This window comes from Pseudomonas sp. OST1909 (genome assembly GCF_015277575.1).
GTDB classification, from domain to species: domain Bacteria; phylum Pseudomonadota; class Gammaproteobacteria; order Pseudomonadales; family Pseudomonadaceae; genus Aquipseudomonas; species Aquipseudomonas synxantha_A.
In genome coordinates this window covers 2729301-2750998 of sequence record NZ_CP063780.1, presented here as the reverse complement: position 1 = coordinate 2750998, position 21698 = coordinate 2729301, and the positions used below count along the sequence as shown (strand labels likewise).

The window sequence follows — 21698 nt, the reverse complement described above, 5'->3', positions numbered from 1 at the left end:
GTTGGGTCAGGTAGCTTGCAGGTTGTGCATGATCGGTTTCAGGGCCGGATACAGCTTCAGGTACTCAGTAAACGCCCGGTCATAGGCCATGACATTCTCGCGCTTGGGCTGCGCCCGTTGCTCCAGTTGCACCCAGCCTGTGTCCATCGCCTCATCACTGACCAACCCCACCGTATGCGCCGCCAGCAACGCCGCGCCCAAAGCCGCTTCAACCTCCTGGACAATGGTGTACACCGGGTAGCGGGTGACATCGGCAATGATCTGCATCCACAAATCCGAATGGCTGGCCCCACCCACCACGATCAAACGCGGGTCAAGGGAATGCGCGCCCTGGGTGCCCGCTTCGATATTGTGGCGCAGGGCAAAACTCACGCCCTCCAGCACCGCGCGGTACAGGTGAATGCGGCTGTGATACAGGTTGAGCCCGACAAAACTGCCGCTGGCGCGGTCGTCCCATACCGGGCTGCGCTCGCCCATCAGGTACGGCAGGAACACCACGCCTTCACTGCCCGCCGGGATCTTCCTGGCACTCTGCTCCAGCAGCACCAGGCTGTCTTGCCCGGTTGCCTGGGCTTGCTGCTCTTCGGCCTGGCAGAACTGCTCGCGAAACCAGCTGACCGACGCTCCGGCGGTGATCGCACCGCCGAAGATGTACAGGTCGCGGTGGCCGTTATAGACATGCGGCATGCTCACCAGGCCGTGGTGCGCATCCACCTGCTGGTTGAGGTAGCCCCAGCACATGCTGGTGCCGATCATCGCCACATGATTACCCGGCTGGGTGACGCCTGCGGCCAGGGTGGCCATGGCCGCATCTACGCCGCCGGCGAGGATCGGCATGCCCGCCTGCAAACCCAGGCGTGCCGCCCAGTCCGGCAACAGCTCACCCACCACCTCACCGGAATACACCAACCGCTCGGGCATCATCGACCGCGCAATACCCAGCGCATCCAGCATCTCGCCTGACCAGTTGCGCGCCGCCACGTCGTAGACACCGCCGATATTGCCGGCGCTGCTGTGGTCCACCGCCAACTCGCCGGTCAGGCACCAGTTGATGTAGCTGTTGGGCGGCAGCAGGTAGCGAGTGTTCGCCCACACCTGTGGCTGATGCTGCTTGAGCCAGAGCATCTTGGTGAAGCCGTAGTAGCTGTCCACCGAGTTGCCGGTGACCGCGAACAGCCGCTCCAGATCCACATGCTCACGCACCCACTCGACCTGCTCGCCAGCGCGGCGGTCCATCCAGATCAGGCACGGGTGCAACGGTGTCATCTGCGCATCCACGGCAATCCCCGAGCCGCCGTACAGGCTGCTGATGCACAGCGCCTTGACCTGCCCCGCCGGCACGCCAGCCTTGGCCATGCACTGGGCAACGCAGGCCTGCACGGCGTCCAGCCACACCTGCGGCCATTGCTCGGCCCAGCGCACTTTGGGGGTATCCACGCGATAGCCCTGGCTGTGCTGGGCGATGATCGTGCCTTGGGCATCCACCAGCAGCGCCTTGGTGCTCTGGGTGCCGATGTCGACACCCATGACATAGTTCATGTTGTTACTCATGGGCGGGCAGCACCGGTTTCAACAGCACCTTGATCGACTTGGTCGAGTTCGCCAGTTCGAACGCTTCGGCCCAGTCGTCCAGCGGGAAATCGTGGGTGACGATGCCTTTGGACGTGACCAGGCCACGCTCGAACAGGTCGATGGCAATCGGGTAGCAATACGGCCCCAGGTGCGCGCCGCGTACGTCGAGTTCCTTGCGGTCGCCGATGATCGACCAGTCCACGCTGGTCTCGGCGCCAAACACGCTGAACTCCACAAACCGCCCAAGCTTGCGGATCAGGTCCAGGCCCTGGGTGACGCCGGCCGGGACGCCGGTGGTTTCGATGTAGACATCGCAACCATAGTTGCCGGTGAGGCCATTGATGATCTCGCGGGCGTTGTCACGGGCGGGATTGATCACCACATCGGCACCGAATTTTTTCGCCAGTTCCAGGCGCGCGTCGACCATGTCGATCACCACCAGCTTTTTCGGGGTTTTCAACGCGGCAACCTGGACCATGCACAGGCCAAGGGTGCCCGCACCGGCAATCACCACCACGTCATCGAGCTGGATATCGCCGCGGTTAACGGTGTGGATCGAGCAGGCCATGGGCTCCACCAGGGCCGAGTCTTCCAGGGACACCGCCTCAGGGATCTTGTGCACGATGGCAGTCTTGGGAATACGCATGTACTGGGCCATGCCGCCTTCGGCCACTTCACGCTGGAAGCCGAAAATGTTGTGCACTTCGCACATCCAGTATTTGCCCGACTTGCAGAAACGGCACTTACCGCACGGCACAATCTGTTCGGCGATGACCTTGTCACCGACCTTGACCTCGAAGTGTTCCTCGGCGCCCTCGCCCGTCTCCACCACGTAGCCGAAAAATTCATGCCCCGGCACCACCGGCGCCTTGACCCAGGGATTGTCACCGCCCCAGAACATCGCAGCGCCGGAGTGGCACTTGCAATCACTGGCGCAGATGCCGCAGGCAGCGATGCGGATCACCAGTTCATTGGCGCGGGCCTGGGGTTTGCCGATGCGTTCCAGGCGGTAGTCTTTCGGGCCGTGGCAGACGACGGCTTGCATGTGGGTGTGCTTGTCCATGGTGTTGGGTCCTGTGTGATGAGGTATTTATCGATGGCGCTGACGGCTGATAAAGATCGCCAGCAAAATGATCCCGCCCTTGATCACGCTCTGCACGTAAGGCGATACGCCAAGCATGTTCAAGCCGTTGTTCAACACGCCCAGCAGCATGGCGCCGAGCAAGGTGCCGACGATCACCCCGCGCCCGCCGGCGATCGATGCACCGCCGAGTACCACGGCGGCAATCGCATCGAGCTCGAACGACACACCAGCATTGGGCTGGCCGCTCATTAGCCGCGAGGTGAGCACCAGCCCGGCTATCGCCGCCGTCAGGCCACTGATGCCGTACACCAGCAGCTTGAAGCGCGCCGCACGCACCCCGGACAAACGCACCGCTTCTTCATTGCCGCCGATGGCGTAGATGTAGCGGCCTATACGCGTGTGTTGCAGCAGCACATAGGCGGCCAGGTAAGTGAGCAACATGATCAGGATCGGCACCTGCATACCGAACACGCTGCCGCGCCCGAAAAAGGCGAACCACTCCGGCAGCCCGGAAATCGGGTAGCCGTCGGTGTACATCAGCCCGAACCCACGGGCGATGCCCATGGTCGCCAGCGTGACGATGATCGGTGGCATGTGCAGGTAAGCCACGAACAGCCCGTTGCCTATGCCGAACGCCACGCCTACCAGCAACCCGGCGCCAATCGCCAGGCCGGGCGGCACACCGGCCACCATCAAACCGGCCGTGAGCGTGCCGGATAACGCCATCACCGGCCCCACCGACAAATCGATGCCACCGGTAAGAATCACGCAGGTCATGCCCACCGCGATGATCGCGTTGATCGATACCTGGCGAGCGATATTGGACAGGTTGCTGGCGGTGAGGAAGGTGTCGCTGGCAAGGATCATCACCAGGGTCACCACCACCAGCCCGACGAAGGGATAGAACGCCGGCGAGCGCAGCAGCCGTGCCACATTCAGGCGCAAGCGGCCGGTGTTTGCGGTGTTAATGGACGTATTCACTTGAGCCCCCTGTTGCATGGCGCATGACCTCTTGAGGATTGACGGCGGACGCTTCCAGGACCTTGACGATCGCGCCCTTGTGGAACACGGCGACGCGGTCGCACATGCCGATGACTTCGGGCAATTCGGAGGAAATCATGATGATTGCGTAGCCTTGTTCGGTGAGGCTGCGCATCAGCGCGTAGATCTGCGCCTTGGCGCCGACATCGATGCCGCGGGTGGGCTCGTCGAACACCAGCACCTCGCAGTGGTGGTTGATCCAGCGCGCGATTACGACTTTTTGCTGATTGCCGCCGCTGAGGTTAAGCACGCGGCTTTCACCGCTGGGCGCCTTGATCGACAGCTGGCGCATCAGTGCTTCGACGCTGGCGCACTCCTTGGCCTTGTCGATCAAACCCGAGGCGTTCTGATATTTGGGCAGGTTGTTCAGGGAGATGTTTTCGCGAATGCTGAAATCGGTGATCAGCCCTTCGCTCTTGCGACTTTCCGGCAGCAGGCCGATGCCGTGCGCCAAGGCTTGGGCCGGGTCATCGAGGCTGATTTTTTCGCCGCGCAACCACACCTCTTTGCTCACGGACGGCAGCGCCCCCATCATGCCCAGGGCCAATTCGGTACGGCCCGACCCCACCAGCCCGGCAAAGCCCAGGATTTCACCCTTGTGCAGTTGGAAGCTGTTGTGTGGGCCATTGCGCACCAGCTGGATGTCTTTGACCTCCAGCAACAGCGGGCCGCGCTCGCAAGTGGGCTTGGGCGGGAAACTGCACTCCAGGCGGCGCCCCACCATCATCTCCACCAGGCGGTCGATATCGCTGTCGGCCACGTCGGTGACGCCCACATTGCCGCCGTCGCGCAGCACGCTGATGCGGTCACAGACCTGGAAAATCTCTTCCAGGTGATGCGAGATAAAAATCACCGCCACGCCCTGGCGCTTGAGTTCACGCATGATCTCGAACAGCAGCTCGGCTTCGCTGGGCGTCAGCGTCGCGGTGGGTTCATCGAGTACCAGCAGGCGTGCGTCCAGGGCCAGGGCCTTGGCGATCTCGACGAACTGCTGCTCGGCCACGCTCAGGTGCTTGACCGCGCAATGCAGGTCGATACTCACCCCCAAACGCTGAAACAACGCCTGCGCCGCCTCGGTCATTTCACGTTTGCGCAACAGGCCGAAGCGGTTGCTCAACTCATGGCCGAGGAAGATGTTTTCCACCGCCGTGAGGTAGGGAATCAGGCTGAACTCCTGGAACACGATGCCGATACCGGCGGCGATGGCATCGCGGTAAGTGGCGAACTGCTGCGCCTGGCCGTCGATGAGGATCTGCCCTTCGTCCTGATGCTCGACGCCGCCGAGGATCTTCATCAGGGTGGATTTGCCCGCGCCATTTTCCCCCAGCAAGGCATGGATTTCGCCGCGCTCCACTTGCAGGTTGATGGACTTGAGGGCCTGGACCCCCGGGTAACGCTTACAGATGTTTTCCAGCTTCAGAAGACTGCTCATACCGCCGACCTCGCGTTCAGAAGGAAGACCTGGGCCCCACGGTTTGCGTGGGGCCTGGGGATTTACCAGCTGAAGTCCCTGGCCTTGGCCTGGTCGATCAAGGTGATGTCCACCGGCACGCTGGCCGGGACTTGAGAGCCCCACTTTTTGGCCAGGGCAATGCCCAGGGCGAGGCGGATCTGGTCGCGGGGGTACTGGGCCGAGGTGGCGATGAAATGGCTGCCGGGTTTCTGGATCGCCTTGATCGCTTCCGGCGCACCGTCGACGCTCACCAGTTTCACGTCCATGCCGCTGGCTTCGATGGCCGAGAGCGCACCGAGGGAGCCGTTGTCATTCACGCTGAAAATACCCTTGAGGGTCGGCTGGGCCTGCAGCATGTTTTCGGTCACGGTCAGCGCCTGGTCACGCTCCTGCTTGCCGTTCTGGATGCTGACGATCTTGATGTCCGGATGCTTGGCCACCGCCTCTTTGCAACCGCGCACACGTTCGAGAATCGGCACCACGGCGATGCCGTCGAGGATGGCGATATTGCCTTTGCCACCGATGGTCTTCGCCAGGTATTCACACGCCTGGAAGCCCGCGTCGAAGTTCTTCGAGCCCACGAACGAATCCAGCGGGCCGTCCGCCTGGGCATCCACTGCTACCACCACGACACCTGCGGCGTGGGCCGACTTGACGGCGGACTGCACGCCGACCGAATCGGTAGGGTTGATCAGCAGGATATCGATGCCTTTTTGCAGCATGTCTTCAACATCACTGACCTGCTTGGACACGTCGTGGCGGGCGTCGGTGATGATCAGCTTGGCACCGATGGTCGCGCCGGCTTCTTCCAGAGCGTTTTTCATGGTGACGAAATAGGGGTTGTTGATTTCCTGGAAGGAGGCGCCGATACGAATGGGCGCGGGCGGTGTGGCGGCAAAGGCTTGAGTACCGAAGGTGATGCCGACAGCCAGTAAACACAGGGTTTTTGGGAGCATTTTCATGGCATGAGTCTCTGTTTTGTTTTTATTGTTAGAGCAAATGTTATCGTTAACATTTTGCCAGAAGCTAACAATTAAACAGAGGTGACGCAAGCCCCCGTTGGTCGCTTGAAGCGTTGCAATGGATTTGTTCAGGCAGGTGCAAGCTTGATTTTGTAACGGCCTTGGCACCCACCCGTCTGGATGGCTCGTGCTCGGTGAACATGTGAGAGGGGCAAGTCGAATCGTTGCACCGCCCCTTCCACATTTGATCTCCCGATGGCTTGGATCAACGTTGTTTCATGCGGTCGATAACGACGGCCAAAAGCAGGATCGAGCCGCGAATCACGTACTGGTAAAACGTGTCGATGTTCTTCAGGTTCATCGCATTCTCAATGATCGCCAGGATCAGCACCCCGGCAATCACATGGCGAATCATGCCGATGCCGCCACTCAGGGATACGCCGCCCAGCACACAGGCCGAAATCACTGTGAGCTCGAAGCCTTGGCCGATCATCGGCTGGCCCGAGGTCATGCGTGACGCCAGGATCACTCCAGCCAGGGCGCCGATCAGGCCGTGCACGGCGAAGATCAATATCTTGGTGCGATCAACGTTCACCCCCGCCAACAACGCCGCTTCCGGGTTGCCGCCGATGGCCATGGTGTTGCGCCCGTAAGTGGTGTAGTTGAGCAGCCAACCAAAAAACAGAAAGCACACGATGGTGATCAGGATCGGCACCGGCACACCGAACAACTGGCCGTTGCCGAACACAAAGAACTGTTCCTGCGACACACCCACCGCTTTGCCGTCGGCGAAGATGTACGCCAGACCGCGCACAATCTGCATGGTCGCCAGGGTGGTGATCAAGGCATTGACGCGCAGCTTGGCGATCACGATGCCGTTGATCAGCCCCACCATCAGGCCCATCAACAATGCAGCGCCGATGCCCAGCATCACGCTGTCGGTATCGCGCATCACAATCGCCGCCACCACACCGGCACAGGCGATCACCGAGCCCACCGACAAGTCGAAGTGCCCCGACGCCAGGCAGAACAGCATGGTGCACGCAGCAATGCCCACCGTGGATATCGCCAAGCCCAGCCCGCGCATATTCAGTGGCGAGAGGAAGTTATCGATCAGCAGCGCGCACAGCACGAAGATGCCCACCGCAGCCAACAGCATCGCCCAGTTGTCGAGCAATGCGCGCATATCGAGGGGTTTGCGTGCCGAAGGCAGCGCGTTGTTTTGAATAGTCATGGTCTTCTCTCAGTTCGCCAGGCCGCGCGGCAAGGCCAGCTGCAGCAGGTTGGATTCAGTGGCGTGCTCGCGCAGTTGTTCGCCGCGCATGGCGCCTTCGCACAGCACCAGGATGCGGTCGGAAATGCCCATCACCTCCATCAGGTCGCTGGACACCACGATTACCGCAATGCCGCTGGCCGCCAGGTTATGGATGATCTGGTAAATCTCCGACTTGGCGCCGATGTCGATACCGCGGGTAGGCTCGTCCAGCAGCAGGACCTTCATCGGCATCGACAGCCAGCGACCGAGAATGGCTTTCTGCTGATTGCCGCCGGAGAGGTACAGGATCTTCTGCGCCGCGTTCGGGGTTTTGACCCGCATCGCCTGGATCTGCCGGTCGGCGTTAGCTTTCTCCCAGCCTTCGCGCAACAGCCAGCCAAAGGTGGAATGCGCATCCCGGGCACTGATGTTGATGTTTTCGGCGACGCTGCCCAGCGGGATGATGCCTTCCTTTTTGCGATCCTCCGGGCACAGCAAGATACCGGCGGCGATGGCGTCGCGGGGTGAGCGCAATTGCAGGGCTTGCCCGCACAGCTGCAGGCTGCCGGCGCTGGTGCGCTCCAGCCCACTGAGCAGGCGAAACAGCTCGGTGCGCCCTGCCCCCACCAGCCCGAACAGCCCAAGGACCTCGCCCTTGCGCACCGCAAAGCTGATCGGCTCGCGCAGGCCCGGGCCGAGCAGGCCGTCTACCCTGAGCGCCACTTCGCCGTGCTCGCGTGGGCGGTAGTCGTAGATGTCCTGGATATCGCGACCGACCATGCAGGTCACCAACTGGTCGTGGGTCAGCGTGCTCATGTCTTCGAACGTGCGCACGTAGCGACCGTCCTTGAACACCGTCACCGCATCGCAGATACGGAACACTTCTTCCATGCGGTGCGACACGTAGAGCACCACTTTGCCCTCGTCGCGCAGGCGCGCAATGATTGCCATCAGCCGGTCGATTTCCCGCGCCGACAAACTGCTGGTCGGCTCATCGAAGGCGATCACGTTGGCACCGCGGGACAACGCCTTGGCGATTTCCACCAGTTGGCGCTGGCCCAAAGACAGGCGCCCGAGCTTCTCGTCGGGGTCGATCTCATCGGCCAGGCCCTTGAGACATGCCAGTGCCTGCTGGCGCAGCAAACCGCGGTTGACCACACCGAAACGCGTCGGCAAGTGCCCGAGGAACAGGTTCTCGGCCACACTCATTTCCGGCACCAGGTGCAGTTCCTGGTGGATCACCGCGACACCGTTGGCGATGCTGTCGGCAGCGTTCTTGAACGCCATGACCTGGGCGCCGATCTGCACACTGCCGCTGCTGGGAATGTAGGCGCCGCCGAGGATTTTCAGCAGCGTCGACTTGCCCGCACCGTTCTCGCCCATCAAGGCGTGTACCTGCCCGGGGTGGGCAGTGAAGCTGATGCCGTCCAGCGCCTTGACCCCGGGAAAGGTTTTGCCGATAGCGTCAAAACGCAGGGCCGCAGCGGTCATTTCCACAACCCGATTTTGGTCAACTCTTCCTTGAAGTTCTCGCGGGTGATCAGGGTAACTTCATCCATGGCGGTGTACTTCGCAGGTTCCTTGCCGGTGGTGACCCATTCGTACATCGCCAGCGCGGTGTTATAGCCTTCGATATGCGGGCTCGGCAGCATGGAGCCGAAGAAGCCACTGTCGGCTTTCTTCAACTCGCCAATGGCGTCGGTGCCATTGATGCCGATGCCGATGACGTTGGCCGCCTTGAACCCGGCACTTTCGGTGGCGCGCACGCCGCCCAGTACCGTGTTGTCATTCATGCCGCCGATGATCAGGTTCTTCGCCCCGCTCGGCAGCTTGACCAGCGCCGAGTTGGTGGCGTCCATGCTGCCGGGTACGTCGAGGGTTTTAAGCGCAGCGGTGAGGATGTGATCCTTGGGAATACCGGCTTCTTCCAGGGATTTGATCGAGCCGTCGGTGCGCTTCTTGCCGGTGTCGAGTTCGTTGAAGGTGTTGATCACCGCATAGGTGTCCTTCCAGTCCCAGCCGCGTTTTTTCGCTTCGGCGGCCATGGCGGCCCCTTGTTTCTGGCCCACTTCAAACGCGGCCATGCCCAGGTACGGTACGTCTTCCATGAAGTTGCCCTTGGCATCGACAAAGCGGTCATCCACGGCCATGACTTTCAGGCCATTGACCTTGGCCTTGGCGACAATGGCCGGGCCCAGGGACACGTCCGGTGGGCAGATCACAAAGCCCTTGGCGCCGTTGGCGGCGAGGCTGTCGATGGCCGAGAGGGTTTTCTCGCCATCGGGCACGGCGATCTTGATCACCGTGAAGCCATGCTCCTTGCCGGCTTTTTCGGCGAAGGCCCATTCAGTCTGGAACCACGGCTCTTCGGCCTGCTTGACCAGGAAGCCGATCTTCACTTCTTCGGCGGATACGATGCTGCTGAGGCTGCTTAACGCAACAGCGGCAGCCAGAACGCGTAGAACCTTTTTCATGAACGACACCTCTTGTTGTTGTTTTTGAGTCTTGGGTTTAACCGGCGAAACGATGGCAAGGCTTGCCAGGGACATCGACTTCAATGGCCAACAGCGCACCGTCCAAAGGGTGATCCAAGGGACTCGCGGCACTGGTGATATACAAGGTGGTGAGGTCGGGCCCACCGAACACGCAACTTGTGGGACGGCTGACCGGCAGCTCGATGATGCGATCGACCTCACCTGCGGGCGTCAGGCGCAGCAGGCAACTGCCGTCCCAACGGGCGTTCCAGATGTAGCCCTCGCTGTCCATGGCCGAGCCGTCCGGCCCACCGCGCTCATGGGGTGCAAACCACACCTGGGCGGGTTCGAGCTGGCCGTCGGACTGGATTGAATGCTGATACAGCGTGCCGTCCATGCTGTCGCCGAAATGCACCTGGCTACCCTCCTCGTTCCAAAGCAACGTGTTGGGAATGCCCAGCCCGGTGAGCAACGGCGTGACACGCGCATCGGCATCGACACGGAACAGGCCACCGGAGCGCCGGGTGATGGGCAGGTCTTCGCCCTGCTCACCGATATTGTTCTGCATGGTACCCAGCCACAGCCGGCCCTGGGCATCGCAGCGCGCTTCGTTGCCACGGTTGCCCGGCTGCGGGTCGGCCACGCACAGCAGGGTCAGCGCCTGGGTAGCCAGGTCGAGGCGATACACACCGCTGCTCAAGGTCACCAGCGCATCGCCGCTTTCACACGGAATAAACGCCGAGACATGCTCGGGCAACTGCCAAACCTGCAACTGCCCGTCCATCCAGCGCAGTGCCTGTTTGGCGGCGATATCCACCCAGTAAAGCGCCTGGGATCGAACATCCCAGAACGGCCCTTCGCCCAACCGGGCACGGTGTGGGGTGACTGCGCTCAACGACATGAAGCCTCCTGATGACTTACAGCGATTCTCGAGACGGCGCGCCATCCACCAAGCGCTGGATACGCAACGGGTTGGCGTTTTTCAACGCGTCGGGCAGCAGGCTATCAGGGTAATTCTGGAAGCACACGGGCCGCAGGAAACGGTCGATGGCCAAGGTGCCGACCGAGGTGCCGCGGGCGTCCGAGGTCGCCGGGTACGGCCCGCCGTGCACCATCGAATCGCAGACTTCCACCCCCGTGGGGTAACCGTTGAGCAGGATGCGCCCGACCTTCTGCTCCAGCAGCGGCGTCAACTCGGCGAACTGTTGCAGGTCAGCCGGTTCGCCGATGATCGTGGCGGTCAACTGGCCGTGCAGTCCATGCAGGGCGGCGCTGAGTTGAGCCTGGTCGACGACCTCGACAAACACCGTGGTGGGACCGAACACTTCTTCCTGCAGCACTTCGTCGCCGTCGATCAGCAAGCGTACATCCGCCTTGAACAGTTGCGGTTGGGCCTGGTTGCCCACTTGCGTGCTGCCTGCCAGATGCTGGATGCCCGGGTGAGACAGGAGTTTTTCCAGGCCCTTGCCGTAGCTGCCCAGGGTGCCGGTGTTGAGCATGGTTTGCGCCGGTTGCTCACCGATCAATTGCGCGACCTGTTGCGTGAACGCGGTGAACGCAGGCGAAGCGATGCCAATCACCAGTCCGGGGTTGGTGCAGAATTGACCGCAGCCTTGTACCACCGAGGCAGTCAGGTCGCGGGCGACGCTCTCGGCGCGCGTTTGCAGGGCCTGGGGTAGCACGATGACCGGGTTGATGCTCGACATTTCGGCAAATACCGGGATCGGTTGCGGGCGTGCGGCCGCCATATCGCACAGGGCACGACCGCCCTTGAGCGAACCGGTGAAGCCCACCGCCTGGATTGCCGGGTGCTTGACCAGCGCTTCACCGACACCGCCGCCGAAGATCATGTTGAACACGCCCGCCGGCATCTCGGTGGCCTCGGCGGCGCGAATGATCGCATCGGCCACGCGCTCGGCGGTCGCCATGTGCCCGCTGTGCGCCTTGAACACCACCGGGCAACCGGCGGCCAGCGCAGCGGCGGTGTCGCCACCGGCCGTGGAAAACGCCAGGGGGAAATTACTCGCGCCAAACACGGCGACCGGGCCCAGGCCGATACGGTATTGGCGCAGGTCCGGGCGTGGCAGCGGCTGGCGATCAGGCAAGGCTTTATCGATACGCGCCCCGTAGAAATCACCACGGCGCAGCACGGTGGCGAACAAGCGCATCTGGCCACTGGTACGCCCGCGTTCGCCTTTGATACGGGCAGCAGGCAACGCAGTTTCGCGGCAGACCAACTCGACGAAATCATCGCCCAGCGCGTCCAGCTCATCGGCCACCGCGTCCAGAAACCGCGCACGCCGTGCGGCGCTCAAGGCGCGGTAGGCCGGGTAAGCGGCCGCTGCGGCTTTGGCGGCGGCATCCACCTCTTGCGGGGTGGCCTGGTAGAAATCCTGGGGCAAGGCTTCGCCGGTGGTGGCATCGATACTCTGCAGCTTGACGCTGCCGTTGGCGCTGCGCTGGCCGCCGATGTAGTTGTGGCCGAGGAACTGGGTCATGTAGGTCTCCTTAAAGGGTGATGACGTGGCCGGGTTCGAATACCGCGTCGACCGTGCCGATGCCGTTGATCAATGGCGCGCCGAACTCAGCCTGGCTGATCTGGAACACATCGCCCGATTGAGTACGTATACCGTCGGCGAATGACAGGGTGGCGGTGCCGAAGAAGTGAATGTGCACATCGCCCGGTTTGAGAAACTGACTGTATTTGAAGTGGTGGTATTCAAGATTTTCCAGGCTGTGGCACATGTTGGCTTCGCCACTGAGGAATTCGTTCTGCCAGATCACCTCGCCGTTACGCAGGATGCGGCTGGTACCGGCCAGATGCGCGGGCAACTCGCCCACGCGCAACTCCGGGCCATAGCTGCAACTGCGCAGTTTGGAATGGGCCAGGTACAGGTAGTTCTTGCGCTCCATCACATGGTCGGAGAACTCGTTGCCCACCGCGAAGCCCAGGCGATAAGGCTTGCGGTCATGACCGATCACATACAGGCCGCCGATTTCCGGCTCTTCGCCGGCGTCTTCGGCAAACGGCGGCACCGGGAAGGCGGCGCCTGGGCGCACGACAATGCTGCCGTCGCCCTTGTAGAACCACTCCGGCTGCACACCGGCCTGGCCGGCAGCGGGTTTGCCGCCCTCCACGCCCCATTTGAAGATGCGCATGGTGTCGGTCATCGCGCTGTCATCACCGGCCTGCTGGTGCATCTTGTCGCGGGCCGAGGCACTGCCCAGGTGGGTCAGGCCGGTGCCGCTGATCAGCATATGGGCCGGGTCCGGGTGGTCCAGCGGTGGCAGGATTTTAAGTTCGGCCAGCAGCGCCGCGTAGTCATGACTGGCGCCCAGGCCCAGGCTCTGTACCTGTTGCTGCAATTTGACCCCGGCTTCGATGGCGGCCAGGGCCAATTCGCGCACGCTGTGTGCGCCCTGCACTTCCCGCAGGGTGTTGCCTTCCACCACGCCGACGCGGCGCTCACCGTTGCTCAACTCGAACTGAACTAAACGCATGCAGGTTCTCCTGGATTTAAGTACGTGTGGCGCCACGGGCGCTGGCAGCAAATTGATCGACCGGCAGTACATGCTTGCGCTCCAGCAAGCGGTAGACCACGAGGGTCAGCAGCAACCCGAACAGCATCACGCCAGATAGGAAATACAGGCCCGAGGCGAGGTTGCCGGTGTACTCCTTGAGCGCCCCGATCACGAACGGGCCGATATAGCCGCCAAGGTTGCCCACCGAGTTGATCAAGGCGATGCCGGCCGCCGCGCTGGCACCGGCAAAAAACCGTCCCGGCAAGGTCCAGAACACCGCCGTGCAGGAAAACATCGCGAAGGCCGCCAGGCACAGCGCGGCCATCTGCAGCACCGGCACACTCAGCCAGGCACTGCAGAACAGGCCAATGGCGCCGAGCACATAGAGCACGGCGAGATGGCCATAGCGGTCGTTCAAACGATCGGAACTGCGCGGGATGATCAGCAGGCCGATGATGCCGAAGATATAGGGCACGGCCGAGATGAAGCCGGTGGTGAGGTCACTGCCACCGAACTGCTTGATCAGGGTCGGCAACCACAGGCCCAGGCCGTAGATGCTCAGGGTCACCGGCAGGTAGAACAGCGCCAGCAACAGCACGCGTTTGTCTTTGAGCGCGTGCAGCGGGTTGCCGTGACGGGTCTGGCCGTAGGCTTGCAGGTCTTTTTCCAGCTCGCCGGTAAGCCAGGTTTTCTCTTGCTCGCTCATCCAGTTGACCTGCCTGGGACCGTCCGGCAGGTAGCGCAGCACCGGCCAGGTCAGCAGGATCGCCGGGGTGCCGATCACGATAAACAGCCACTGCCAACCGTGCAGGCCAAGAATGCCGTCCATGCCGAGCAAACCACCGGACACGGGGCCGGTGATCATCATTGCAATGGGTTGGGAGAGAATGAACAGCCCAAGGATCTTGCCGCGATGGCGCACCGGGAACCACTGGGTGATGTAGTACAGCACCCCGGGGAAGAACCCGGCTTCCGCCGCGCCCAGCAGAAAGCGCATCACGTAGAAACTGTGCGGCCCCTGCACAAAGGCCATGCCGATGGTGATGGCGCCCCAGGTAATCATGATGCGCGCAAACCAGCGCCGCGCGCCGAAGCGGTCGAGCATCAGGTTGCTGGGGATCTCGAACAGAAAGTAGCCGATGAAGAACAACCCTGCGCCCAAACCATAGGCAGCATCACCGATACCAACGTCGGCGCCCATGTGCAGCTTGGCGAACCCTACGGCGGAACGGTCTACGTAAGCGATCAGGTACAGCAGGATCAGGAAGGGAATCAGTTTCAGCGTGATGCGCCGAATAAGCCGCAATTCCTGGCTCATGGGGTCGATCTCCGATTGTTGTTTTTATAGAAGCTCGGGGGACGCCTCTCGCGAAATCCGCCAGGGTCATACCTCAGTTGAGAAAGACTATATAGTATGACTATTTACAAAACAACACTTCCAAATAAGCGATTTTGCGCTTATGTTTAAGCACGCATAGAACATATAGTCATACAATAAGAGAATCGAACATGCCTGACAAAAAGCCCGGCCTACGCTCCGCCCAGTGGTTTGGTACCGCCGACAAAAACGGCTTCATGTACCGCAGCTGGATGAAGAACCAGGGCATTGCCGACCACCAGTTCCATGGCAAGCCGATCATCGGCATCTGTAACACCTGGTCGGAGCTGACCCCGTGCAACGCGCATTTCCGCCAGATCGCCGAGCACGTCAAGCGCGGCGTGATCGAGGCCGGTGGCTTCCCGGTGGAGTTCCCGGTGTTCTCCAACGGCGAATCCAACCTGCGCCCTACCGCGATGCTGACCCGCAACCTGGCAAGCATGGATGTGGAAGAAGCGATTCGCGGCAACCCGATTGACGGTGTGGTACTGCTGACCGGCTGCGACAAAACCACCCCGGCGCTGCTGATGGGCGCCGCCAGTTGCGACGTGCCGGCTATCGTGGTCACCGGCGGGCCGATGCTCAATGGCAAACACAAGGGCCAGGACATCGGCTCGGGCACGGTGGTGTGGCAGCTCAGCGAACAGGTCAAGGCCGGCACCATCACCCTGGATGACTTCCTCGCGGCCGAAGGCGGCATGTCGCGCTCGGCAGGCACCTGCAACACCATGGGCACCGCCTCGACCATGGCGTGCATGGCCGAGGCACTGGGCACGTCCCTGCCCCACAACGCGGCGATCCCGGCGGTGGATGCGCGGCGATATGTGCTGGCGCACATGTCCGGTATGCGTGCGGTCGAGATGGTGCGCGAAGACTTGAAGTTGTCGAAGATCCTCACCAAAGAAGCGTTTGAAAACGCGATTCGCGTGAACGCGGCCATCGGCGGTTCGACCAACGCGGTGATTCACCTTAAAGCCATCGCCGGGCGCATCGGCGTGGAGCTGGACCTGGATGACTGGACCCGCATCGGCCGTGGCATGCCGACCATCGTCGACCTGCAACCCTCGGGGCGCTTCCTGATGGAAGAGTTCTACTACGCCGGCGGCCTGCCTGCCGTGCTGCGTCGCCTGGGAGAGGCCAACCTGATCCCCCACCCGAACGCCTTGACCGTCAACGGCAAGTCCCTGGGCGAGAACACCAAGGACTCGCCGATCTACGGCCAGGACGAAGTGATCCGCACCCTCGACAACCCGATTCGCGCCGACGGCGGCATCTGCGTGCTGCGCGGCAATCTGGCGCCGTTGGGTGCGGTGCTCAAGCCGTCTGCCGCCAGCGCCGAACTGATGCAACACCGTGGCCGTGCGGTGGTGTTCGAAAACTTCGACATGTACAAGGCGCGCATCAATGATCCGGAGCTGGACGTGGACGCCAACTCGATCCTGGTCATGAAGAACTGCGGCCCCAAGGGTTACCCAGGCATGGCCGAGGTCGGCAACATGGGACTGCCGGCCAAGCTGCTGGCCCAGGGCGTTACCGACATGGTGCGCATTTCCGATGCGCGCATGAGCGGCACCGCCTACGGCACGGTGGTCTTGCACGTGGCACCGGAAGCCGCTGCCGGCGGGCCGTTGGCGGCCGTGAAGGAAGGTGACTGGATTGAACTCGACTGCGCCAATGGCCGCCTGCACCTGGACATCCCCGACGCCGAGCTGGCAGCGCGCATGGCTGATCTGGCGCCACCGCAAAAGCTGATCGTCGGTGGCTATCGCCAACTGTACATCGACCATGTGCTGCAAGCCGACCAGGGCTGCGACTTTGACTTCCTGGTGGGCTGTCGCGGAGCGGAAGTCCCACGGCATTCCCACTAATTGGGATGCTATGATGCGGCGAATCTAAGCCAGAGCCTATCCGTCGTTATGGATCACCAGCCGCCCAAGCCGCGCAAGAGCCAGCATGCCCAGATCGTCCAGGACTTGGGCATGCACATCGTTTCCGGTCGCTTCAAGCCTGAAGAACGGTTGCCCATGGAAGCCACGCTGTGCGAGGAATACCAGGTTAGCCGCTCGGTATTGCGCGAGGCGACGCGGGTGCTCAGCGCCAAGGGCCTGGTGTATTCCAAGCCACGGGTGGGTGCGGTGGTACGGCCACGCTTGAAATGGCACCTGCTCGACCCGGATGTGCTGTCCTGGTTGATGCAGTCCACGCCCCACAGTGAGTTCTTCAATACGCTGGCCGGGGTGCGCCGCATCCTCGAACCGGAAATCGCCGCCATGGCCGCAACCACCGCCACCGATGAAGACATCGCCATCATCGAACAAGCCTACCAGGGCATGGAAACCGCCAAGACCCACGAGGACCTGTTGCAGGCCGACCTGGACTTCCACCGCGCGATTGCCGACGCCACCCGTAACGACCTGCTCGCCTATATGTGCAACATGCTCTCGCTGCCGCTGCGCGAGTCGATCAATATCACCAACCGCCGCCCGGATATCCAGGGCCTGAGCCTGCCCCGGCACAAGGCAATCCTCACCGCGATCCAGAACCGCGATGCGCTGGGCGCAAGGCATGCCTCGCTGGTACAACTGGATGACACGCGGGTGGCGCTGGATACGGTGATGAATGTGTTGACGCCGTTGTAACCCAACCCCGTCGCACTCACTCCTGATTGTTATTGTTGGCTCTGGGGCAGGTGTTATCGCCCTCTTTTTTCAGCGCCAGCACCGCCTGGCGCTCGGACAACAAGTGGGTGATAGCCCCGCCGATAGCGGCGGAAATCAGCGCCAGGGCCTCTTTGGGCAGATTGATCGCCGCCCACGTCAAGCCGCCGATCAGCAGGATGACAAACAGGATATTGAAACGTGACACGCCCAGTTTGATTGAGCGGACAATATCGGAGGTGTCCTGCATTTTTTCGAAGCGTTTAAGGTCTTCGAACTTACGCACCGATTCCAGCGTTTCCAGATAGTGGGTTTCGGCCCGTTTCAATTTCTTGATCACGTCGGCTTCGAGCATGACCTCCTCTATCTCGATCCTGACCAGGCTGATATTGGCACCTGGCCGGCCGAGGATTTCGGAGCTCAACGAACTTTCGGCAAGCTCGGCCAATAGATAAGTGTACGAAGTCTCGCTGATCTCCTTGCCATACTTTTGCAGGGCCGAGGTGTAGCACTTGGTGGCGTATCGGGTGAACAGACGCTCGGCATCGTTGGTTTTTTTAATCAGTTCATCGGTTTCAATGAGGAGTTCCCGTTCCATTTTTAATATCCCTATTAAGCGTGGTTTGGAAAAATAATAAGCGCCGACCACTACGCTGACACGTTAACGGTAAACATCCCTCCATCGCCCTTCACTGTCTACTGTCAAACCTGACAGTAACGCAGCTGCAAATGTGGGAGGGGGCTTGCTCCCGATAGTGGTGTATCAGTCAAAAACATTGAGACTGACTCACCGCTATCGGGAGCAAGCCCCCTCCCACACTTAGTACTGTGTAGAGCCTTATAGCGTGTAGGAGATTCCGACCTGCACGGTGCGTGGTGCGCCTGGGTAAGCGTAGATATTGCCGAACGCGCCTTCCTCATACTCGCGGTTGAACAGGTTCTTGACGTCCAGGTTCAGACGCACCTGCTCGTTGACCTTGTAGTAACCCAGCAGGTCGACCACGGTGTAGGCGTCCATCGAGAAGGCCGTATTGGCGGTCTGGCCGGCGCGCTGGTCGACATACTTGCCACCGGCACCCAGGCCCAGCCCTTTGAGTGCGCCATCCTGGAACTCGTAGACGTTGAGCAGGCTGAAGCTGTTACGCGGGATGTTCATCAGGCGGGTGCCGGCGCGCAGGGTGGTGTCGCGGGTCACTTCGGCGTCCACGTAGGCGTAGCCGCCGATCACACGCCACTCGGGTGTGAGGTTGCCTGCCACGTTGAGGTCAAATCCGCGGCTGCGTACCTGGCCGGTCGCGACTCTGAGGGTATTGTCCAATGGGTCGGTGGCCAGCACGTTTTTCTTTTCGATCTGGTAGATCGCCGCGTCGACGCTCAGTTGCCGGTCAAGCGCTTCCCACTTGATCCCCATCTCGTAGGACTTGCCTTTCTCCGGCGCGAAACCACCGCCTTCGCGGCTGGCGCCGGTGTTGGGCTTGAACGAACGGGCGGCGTCGGCATAGACCGCGACGGTGTCGGTGAGGTCGTAGATCACGCCCACACGTGGGGTGACGGCGTTGTCGGCGGCGGTCCACGGTTTCACTCCCGCTACATGACTTTGGTAGTCATGTTCGAAACGCTCGAAACGCGCACCTGCCAAGACTTTCAGACGCTCGGTCAGTGCCACCTGGTCCTGCACGAAGGCAGCGTAGGTCTTGAGGTTTTCTTTATCGTGGGTGGGCGTGCGAGTCAGCGCCGGGCGCGTTTGGCCGTACACCGGATTGAAGATGTCGATCGGGTAAGTGCCCAGGTCCGCACTGGAACGCTGGATGATCGACTTGTAGTCGTAATCCTCGTACTCGATGCCGGTAAGCAAGGTGTGCTCCAACCCGCCCGTGGAGAAGTGGCCCGTCAGGTTGAGCTGATAGTCCTTGTCGGTCCACTCCAGCTTGCGGTAGTTGAAGTTGCGTTGCAGGGTACGGCCATCGGCGCCCAGGCTGCCCGGCCCGTTGGCTTCAATGGCGTTACCTTTCAAGCTGCCGTCCAACCATTGGAAACCGCCGCCCAGGGTCCAGTTGTCGTTGAGCGCGTGCTCGAAACGCAACTGCGCCATGTTGTTGTCGTTGTGCAGCTTGCCGGCATCCTTGTCGCCCCAGAACGTATCGCGCGATGGCGTGCCGCGCTGGTTGGGAAAACGCGTCAGGCCACGGTCCAGCGGGTGGTTGTTGCGCATGAAGTCGCCTTCGAAGGTCACCTTGGTGGCATCGGTGGCCTGCCAGGTGATCACCGGCGTCACGCCGTAGCGCTCGGTCTCGACATGATCGCGGAAGGTATCGCCGCCCTCGCCCACCACGTTGAGGCGATACGCCAGACGGCCCTCTTCGTCCAGAGGGCCGGAGGCATCCAGGGTGCCGCGCTTCATGCCCTGGTCATTCAACTGGCTGCCCAGGGTGACGGTGCGTTCGGCCAAGGGTTGCTTGGACACCACGTTGAACGTACCACCGGGGTCGCCACGACCGTAGAGCATGGTTGCGGGGCCGCGCAACACCTCAAGGCGTTCGATGGTGTTGGCATCCGGCATGTTCGGGTAACCCCGGTTGATCGGGAAACCATTGCGGTAGAACTCACCGGTGGTGAAGCCACGCACGGTGAAGGTGGTCAGGCCCTGGCCGCCAAAGTTGTTGGCGCGACCGACGCCGCCAGCGTAGTCGAGAGCATCTTGCAGGCGGGTTGCGCCGATATCCTCGACTACGTCTTTGGAGACAACGCTGATGGACTGCGGGGTTTCATGAATAGAGGTGTCGGTGCGCGTCGCACTGGCTGAACGGGTGGCGTGGTAGCCCTGAACCGGGCCCTGCGCCGATTCGAAATCTGCAGTAGCAGTCACATTGGTGGCTTGCAGCTCGATACTGGCTTTTTCAGCAGGGGCATCCTCTGCCCAGGTCAAAGGGGAAAACGCCTGGAGCACACAGATTGAAATCAGGGTACGACGCATGGATGTAAACCTAGTGAATGAGCCAGATGGGGCGGCAAACCTGCCAATAATTCGCCGCGCATCATATCTCAGCACATTCTCGTTTGATATCGGTTCTCATTTGTTATTTTTCGAGTATCGGCGTTGTATCGAGCGGGTACTGCAAAAACCACGGGCGAAAAAAAGCCACTCAATCGAGTGGCTCATATCACCGGCTGGCTGGCCTCAACGGTAGCGTTCCAACCAATGTGCATAAGGCGCCGGCAAGGTCCAGGAGGACTTGTCCACGCCCAACTCCTTGGCAGCAAAGTACGCCCAATGCGGATCGGCCAAGTGCGCACGCCCTACCGACACCAGGTCCAGATGACCGGCCTGCAGCGCGCCTTCGGCCAGTTGCGGAGTACCAAAGCCCCACGCCGATGTCACCGGGATACCGGCTTCACGGCGTACACGTTCAGCAATTGGCCCCATGAACGCCGGACCCCACGGGATGTTGGTGTCAGGAATCGTGAAACCGACACTGACGCTCAACATATCCAGGCCACCGGCCTTGAAGCGGCGCGCCAACTCGATGGATTCGGTAAGCGTCTGCTGGTCGCGGCCGTCATATTCGATCACGCCAAAGCGTGCGGTCAGTGGCAGGTTTTCCGGCCAGACTTCACGTACGGCGGCCAGGGTTTCCAGGAGAAAACGGCTGCGGTTATCGAAGCTGCCACCGTAGGCATCGGTGCGCTGGTTGGAGTGCTCGGAGAAAAAGCTTTGGCCCAGGTAACCGTGGGCGAAGTGCAGTTCGATCCATTCAAAACCGGCATCGCGGGCGCGACGGGCGGCATTGACGAAGTCTTGCTGGACGCGGGCGATGTCTTCCAGGGTCATGGCACGCGGCACGTTGGGCAAATTGGCGCCGAATGCGATGGCCGACGGCGCGATAGTTTCCCAGCTGCGGGCATCGGAAGCCGGGATGTGGTCATCGCCCTCCCATGGGCGGTTGGCGCTGGCTTTGCGGCCCGCGTGGGCGATCTGGATGCCCGGTACCGAACCTGCGGCCTTGATGGCCTTGACCATCGGCACGAACGCCTGGGCATGGGCATCGCTCCAGATACCGGCGCAGCCTGGGGTGATACGCCCCTCCGGTGCGACTGCCGTGGCCTCGACCACCAGCAGGCCGGCACCGCCCCGGGCCATGCCGGCCAGGTGCACATGGTGCCAGTCGTTGACCATGCCGTCGTCGGCCATGTATTGGCACATCGGCGGGATGGCAATGCGATTGCGCAAGGTAACGTCTTTGAGTTTGAACGGTTCGAACAATGCGGACATCAGATACTCCGAGAGAAGCGTGTGTGATTC

General features: G+C 61.5%; 17 protein-coding genes. 2 read left to right on the top strand and 15 right to left on the bottom strand.

Going from position 1 to position 21698, the window contains the following annotated elements; genetic code table 11:
• Window positions 1–6 precede the first annotated feature (6 nt).
• The 12 genes from IH404_RS12080 to IH404_RS12025 form a co-directional block, all read right to left on the bottom strand.
• Entirely contained in the window at window positions 7–1539 is a 1533-nt protein-coding gene (locus IH404_RS12080; protein ID WP_194440503.1) for an FGGY-family carbohydrate kinase, read from the bottom strand.
• A gap of 4 nt (window positions 1540–1543) precedes the next feature.
• Window positions 1544–2635 (bottom strand): alcohol dehydrogenase catalytic domain-containing protein, encoded by a 1092-nt coding sequence (locus tag IH404_RS12075; RefSeq protein WP_194440502.1) that lies wholly within the window; start codon window positions 2633–2635, stop codon window positions 1544–1546.
• Window positions 2636–2662: 27 nt separating this feature from the next.
• Entirely contained in the window at window positions 2663–3655 is a 993-nt protein-coding gene (locus IH404_RS12070; RefSeq protein ID WP_078821149.1) for a ribose ABC transporter permease, read from the bottom strand.
• Window positions 3621–5129 carry a sugar ABC transporter ATP-binding protein gene (locus IH404_RS12065; RefSeq protein ID WP_005787499.1) on the bottom strand — a complete coding sequence of 503 codons (1509 nt, stop codon included), beginning with the start codon at window positions 5127–5129 and terminating at the stop codon, window positions 3621–3623. The genes IH404_RS12070 and IH404_RS12065 overlap by 35 nt, the downstream gene beginning before the upstream one ends.
• A 62-nt stretch (window positions 5130–5191) precedes the next feature.
• Window positions 5192–6112 carry a substrate-binding domain-containing protein gene (locus IH404_RS12060; RefSeq protein ID WP_194440501.1) on the bottom strand — a complete coding sequence of 307 codons (921 nt, stop codon included), beginning with the start codon at window positions 6110–6112 and terminating at the stop codon, window positions 5192–5194.
• 265 nt (window positions 6113–6377) lie between these two features.
• Window positions 6378–7346: an L-arabinose ABC transporter permease AraH gene (araH, locus tag IH404_RS12055; RefSeq protein ID WP_005787495.1), complete on the bottom strand. Its 969-nt coding sequence runs from the start codon at window positions 7344–7346 to the stop codon at window positions 6378–6380.
• Between the two features lie 9 nt (window positions 7347–7355).
• On the bottom strand, window positions 7356–8858 hold the full coding sequence (araG, locus tag IH404_RS12050; protein ID WP_194440500.1) for an L-arabinose ABC transporter ATP-binding protein AraG: 1503 nt from the start codon (window positions 8856–8858) through the stop codon (window positions 7356–7358).
• Window positions 8855–9841, bottom strand: coding sequence for a substrate-binding domain-containing protein (locus IH404_RS12045; protein ID WP_194440499.1), 987 nt, complete (start codon window positions 9839–9841; stop codon window positions 8855–8857). Before IH404_RS12045 ends, araG begins: the two co-directional genes overlap by 4 nt.
• A gap of 37 nt (window positions 9842–9878) precedes the next feature.
• The gene (locus IH404_RS12040; protein WP_078821053.1) at window positions 9879–10742 is read right to left on the bottom strand and encodes an SMP-30/gluconolactonase/LRE family protein; all 864 of its coding nucleotides are present in this window, start codon (window positions 10740–10742) and stop codon (window positions 9879–9881) included.
• Window positions 10743–10758: 16 nt separating this feature from the next.
• The gene (locus tag IH404_RS12035; protein WP_194440498.1) at window positions 10759–12339 is read right to left on the bottom strand and encodes an aldehyde dehydrogenase (NADP(+)); all 1581 of its coding nucleotides are present in this window, start codon (window positions 12337–12339) and stop codon (window positions 10759–10761) included.
• A gap of 10 nt (window positions 12340–12349) precedes the next feature.
• Window positions 12350–13342, bottom strand: a complete 993-nt coding sequence (gene araD1 / locus IH404_RS12030; RefSeq protein WP_194440497.1) for an AraD1 family protein — start codon at window positions 13340–13342, stop codon at window positions 12350–12352.
• Between the two features lie 16 nt (window positions 13343–13358).
• Window positions 13359–14681: an MFS transporter gene (locus IH404_RS12025; RefSeq protein ID WP_194440496.1), complete on the bottom strand. Its 1323-nt coding sequence runs from the start codon at window positions 14679–14681 to the stop codon at window positions 13359–13361.
• A 191-nt stretch (window positions 14682–14872) separates the two neighbouring features.
• On the opposite strand from IH404_RS12025, the gene IH404_RS12020 reads away from it, so the two are divergent.
• Entirely contained in the window at window positions 14873–16609 is a 1737-nt protein-coding gene (locus IH404_RS12020; protein ID WP_005787482.1) for an IlvD/Edd family dehydratase, read from the top strand.
• Between the two features lie 48 nt (window positions 16610–16657).
• Window positions 16658–17380: a FadR/GntR family transcriptional regulator gene (locus IH404_RS12015; protein WP_005787481.1), complete on the top strand. Its 723-nt coding sequence runs from the start codon at window positions 16658–16660 to the stop codon at window positions 17378–17380.
• 16 nt (window positions 17381–17396) lie between these two features.
• On the opposite strand, the gene IH404_RS12010 is transcribed toward IH404_RS12015, so the two are convergent.
• The 3 genes from IH404_RS12010 to IH404_RS12000 form a co-directional block, all read right to left on the bottom strand.
• Window positions 17397–18047: a hypothetical protein gene (locus IH404_RS12010; protein ID WP_194440495.1), complete on the bottom strand. Its 651-nt coding sequence runs from the start codon at window positions 18045–18047 to the stop codon at window positions 17397–17399.
• A 189-nt stretch (window positions 18048–18236) separates the two neighbouring features.
• On the bottom strand, window positions 18237–20372 hold the full coding sequence (locus IH404_RS12005) for a TonB-dependent receptor (RefSeq protein WP_194440494.1): 2136 nt from the start codon (window positions 20370–20372) through the stop codon (window positions 18237–18239).
• A 204-nt stretch (window positions 20373–20576) separates the two neighbouring features.
• Window positions 20577–21668: an NADH:flavin oxidoreductase/NADH oxidase gene (locus IH404_RS12000; protein ID WP_194440493.1), complete on the bottom strand. Its 1092-nt coding sequence runs from the start codon at window positions 21666–21668 to the stop codon at window positions 20577–20579.
• Window positions 21669–21698: the final 30 nt, after the last annotated feature.

Bases quoted from the DNA above. Each gene is read 5' to 3' on its own strand.
- IH404_RS12070 (WP_078821149.1), bottom strand. From the start codon at position 3,655: ATGCAACAGGGGGCTCAAGTGAATACGTCCATTAACACCGCAAACACC.
- IH404_RS12020 (WP_005787482.1), top strand. From the start codon at position 14,873: ATGCCTGACAAAAAGCCCGGCCTACGCTCCGCCCAGTGGTTTGGTACC.
- araH (WP_005787495.1), bottom strand. From the start codon at position 7,346: ATGACTATTCAAAACAACGCGCTGCCTTCGGCACGCAAACCCCTCGAT.
- IH404_RS12015 (WP_005787481.1), top strand. From the start codon at position 16,658: ATGGATCACCAGCCGCCCAAGCCGCGCAAGAGCCAGCATGCCCAGATC.
- IH404_RS12045 (WP_194440499.1), bottom strand. From the start codon at position 9,841: ATGAAAAAGGTTCTACGCGTTCTGGCTGCCGCTGTTGCGTTAAGCAGC.
- IH404_RS12040 (WP_078821053.1), bottom strand. From the start codon at position 10,742: ATGTCGTTGAGCGCAGTCACCCCACACCGTGCCCGGTTGGGCGAAGGG.
- IH404_RS12035 (WP_194440498.1), bottom strand. From the start codon at position 12,339: ATGACCCAGTTCCTCGGCCACAACTACATCGGCGGCCAGCGCAGCGCC.
- IH404_RS12005 (WP_194440494.1), bottom strand. From the start codon at position 20,372: ATGCGTCGTACCCTGATTTCAATCTGTGTGCTCCAGGCGTTTTCCCCT.
- IH404_RS12025 (WP_194440496.1), bottom strand. From the start codon at position 14,681: ATGAGCCAGGAATTGCGGCTTATTCGGCGCATCACGCTGAAACTGATT.
- IH404_RS12000 (WP_194440493.1), bottom strand. From the start codon at position 21,668: ATGTCCGCATTGTTCGAACCGTTCAAACTCAAAGACGTTACCTTGCGC.
- IH404_RS12065 (WP_005787499.1), bottom strand. From the start codon at position 5,129: ATGAGCAGTCTTCTGAAGCTGGAAAACATCTGTAAGCGTTACCCGGGG.
- araG (WP_194440500.1), bottom strand. From the start codon at position 8,858: ATGACCGCTGCGGCCCTGCGTTTTGACGCTATCGGCAAAACCTTTCCC.
- IH404_RS12075 (WP_194440502.1), bottom strand. From the start codon at position 2,635: ATGGACAAGCACACCCACATGCAAGCCGTCGTCTGCCACGGCCCGAAA.
- IH404_RS12080 (WP_194440503.1), bottom strand. From the start codon at position 1,539: ATGAACTATGTCATGGGTGTCGACATCGGCACCCAGAGCACCAAGGCG.
- IH404_RS12060 (WP_194440501.1), bottom strand. From the start codon at position 6,112: ATGAAAATGCTCCCAAAAACCCTGTGTTTACTGGCTGTCGGCATCACC.
- araD1 (WP_194440497.1), bottom strand. From the start codon at position 13,342: ATGCGTTTAGTTCAGTTCGAGTTGAGCAACGGTGAGCGCCGCGTCGGC.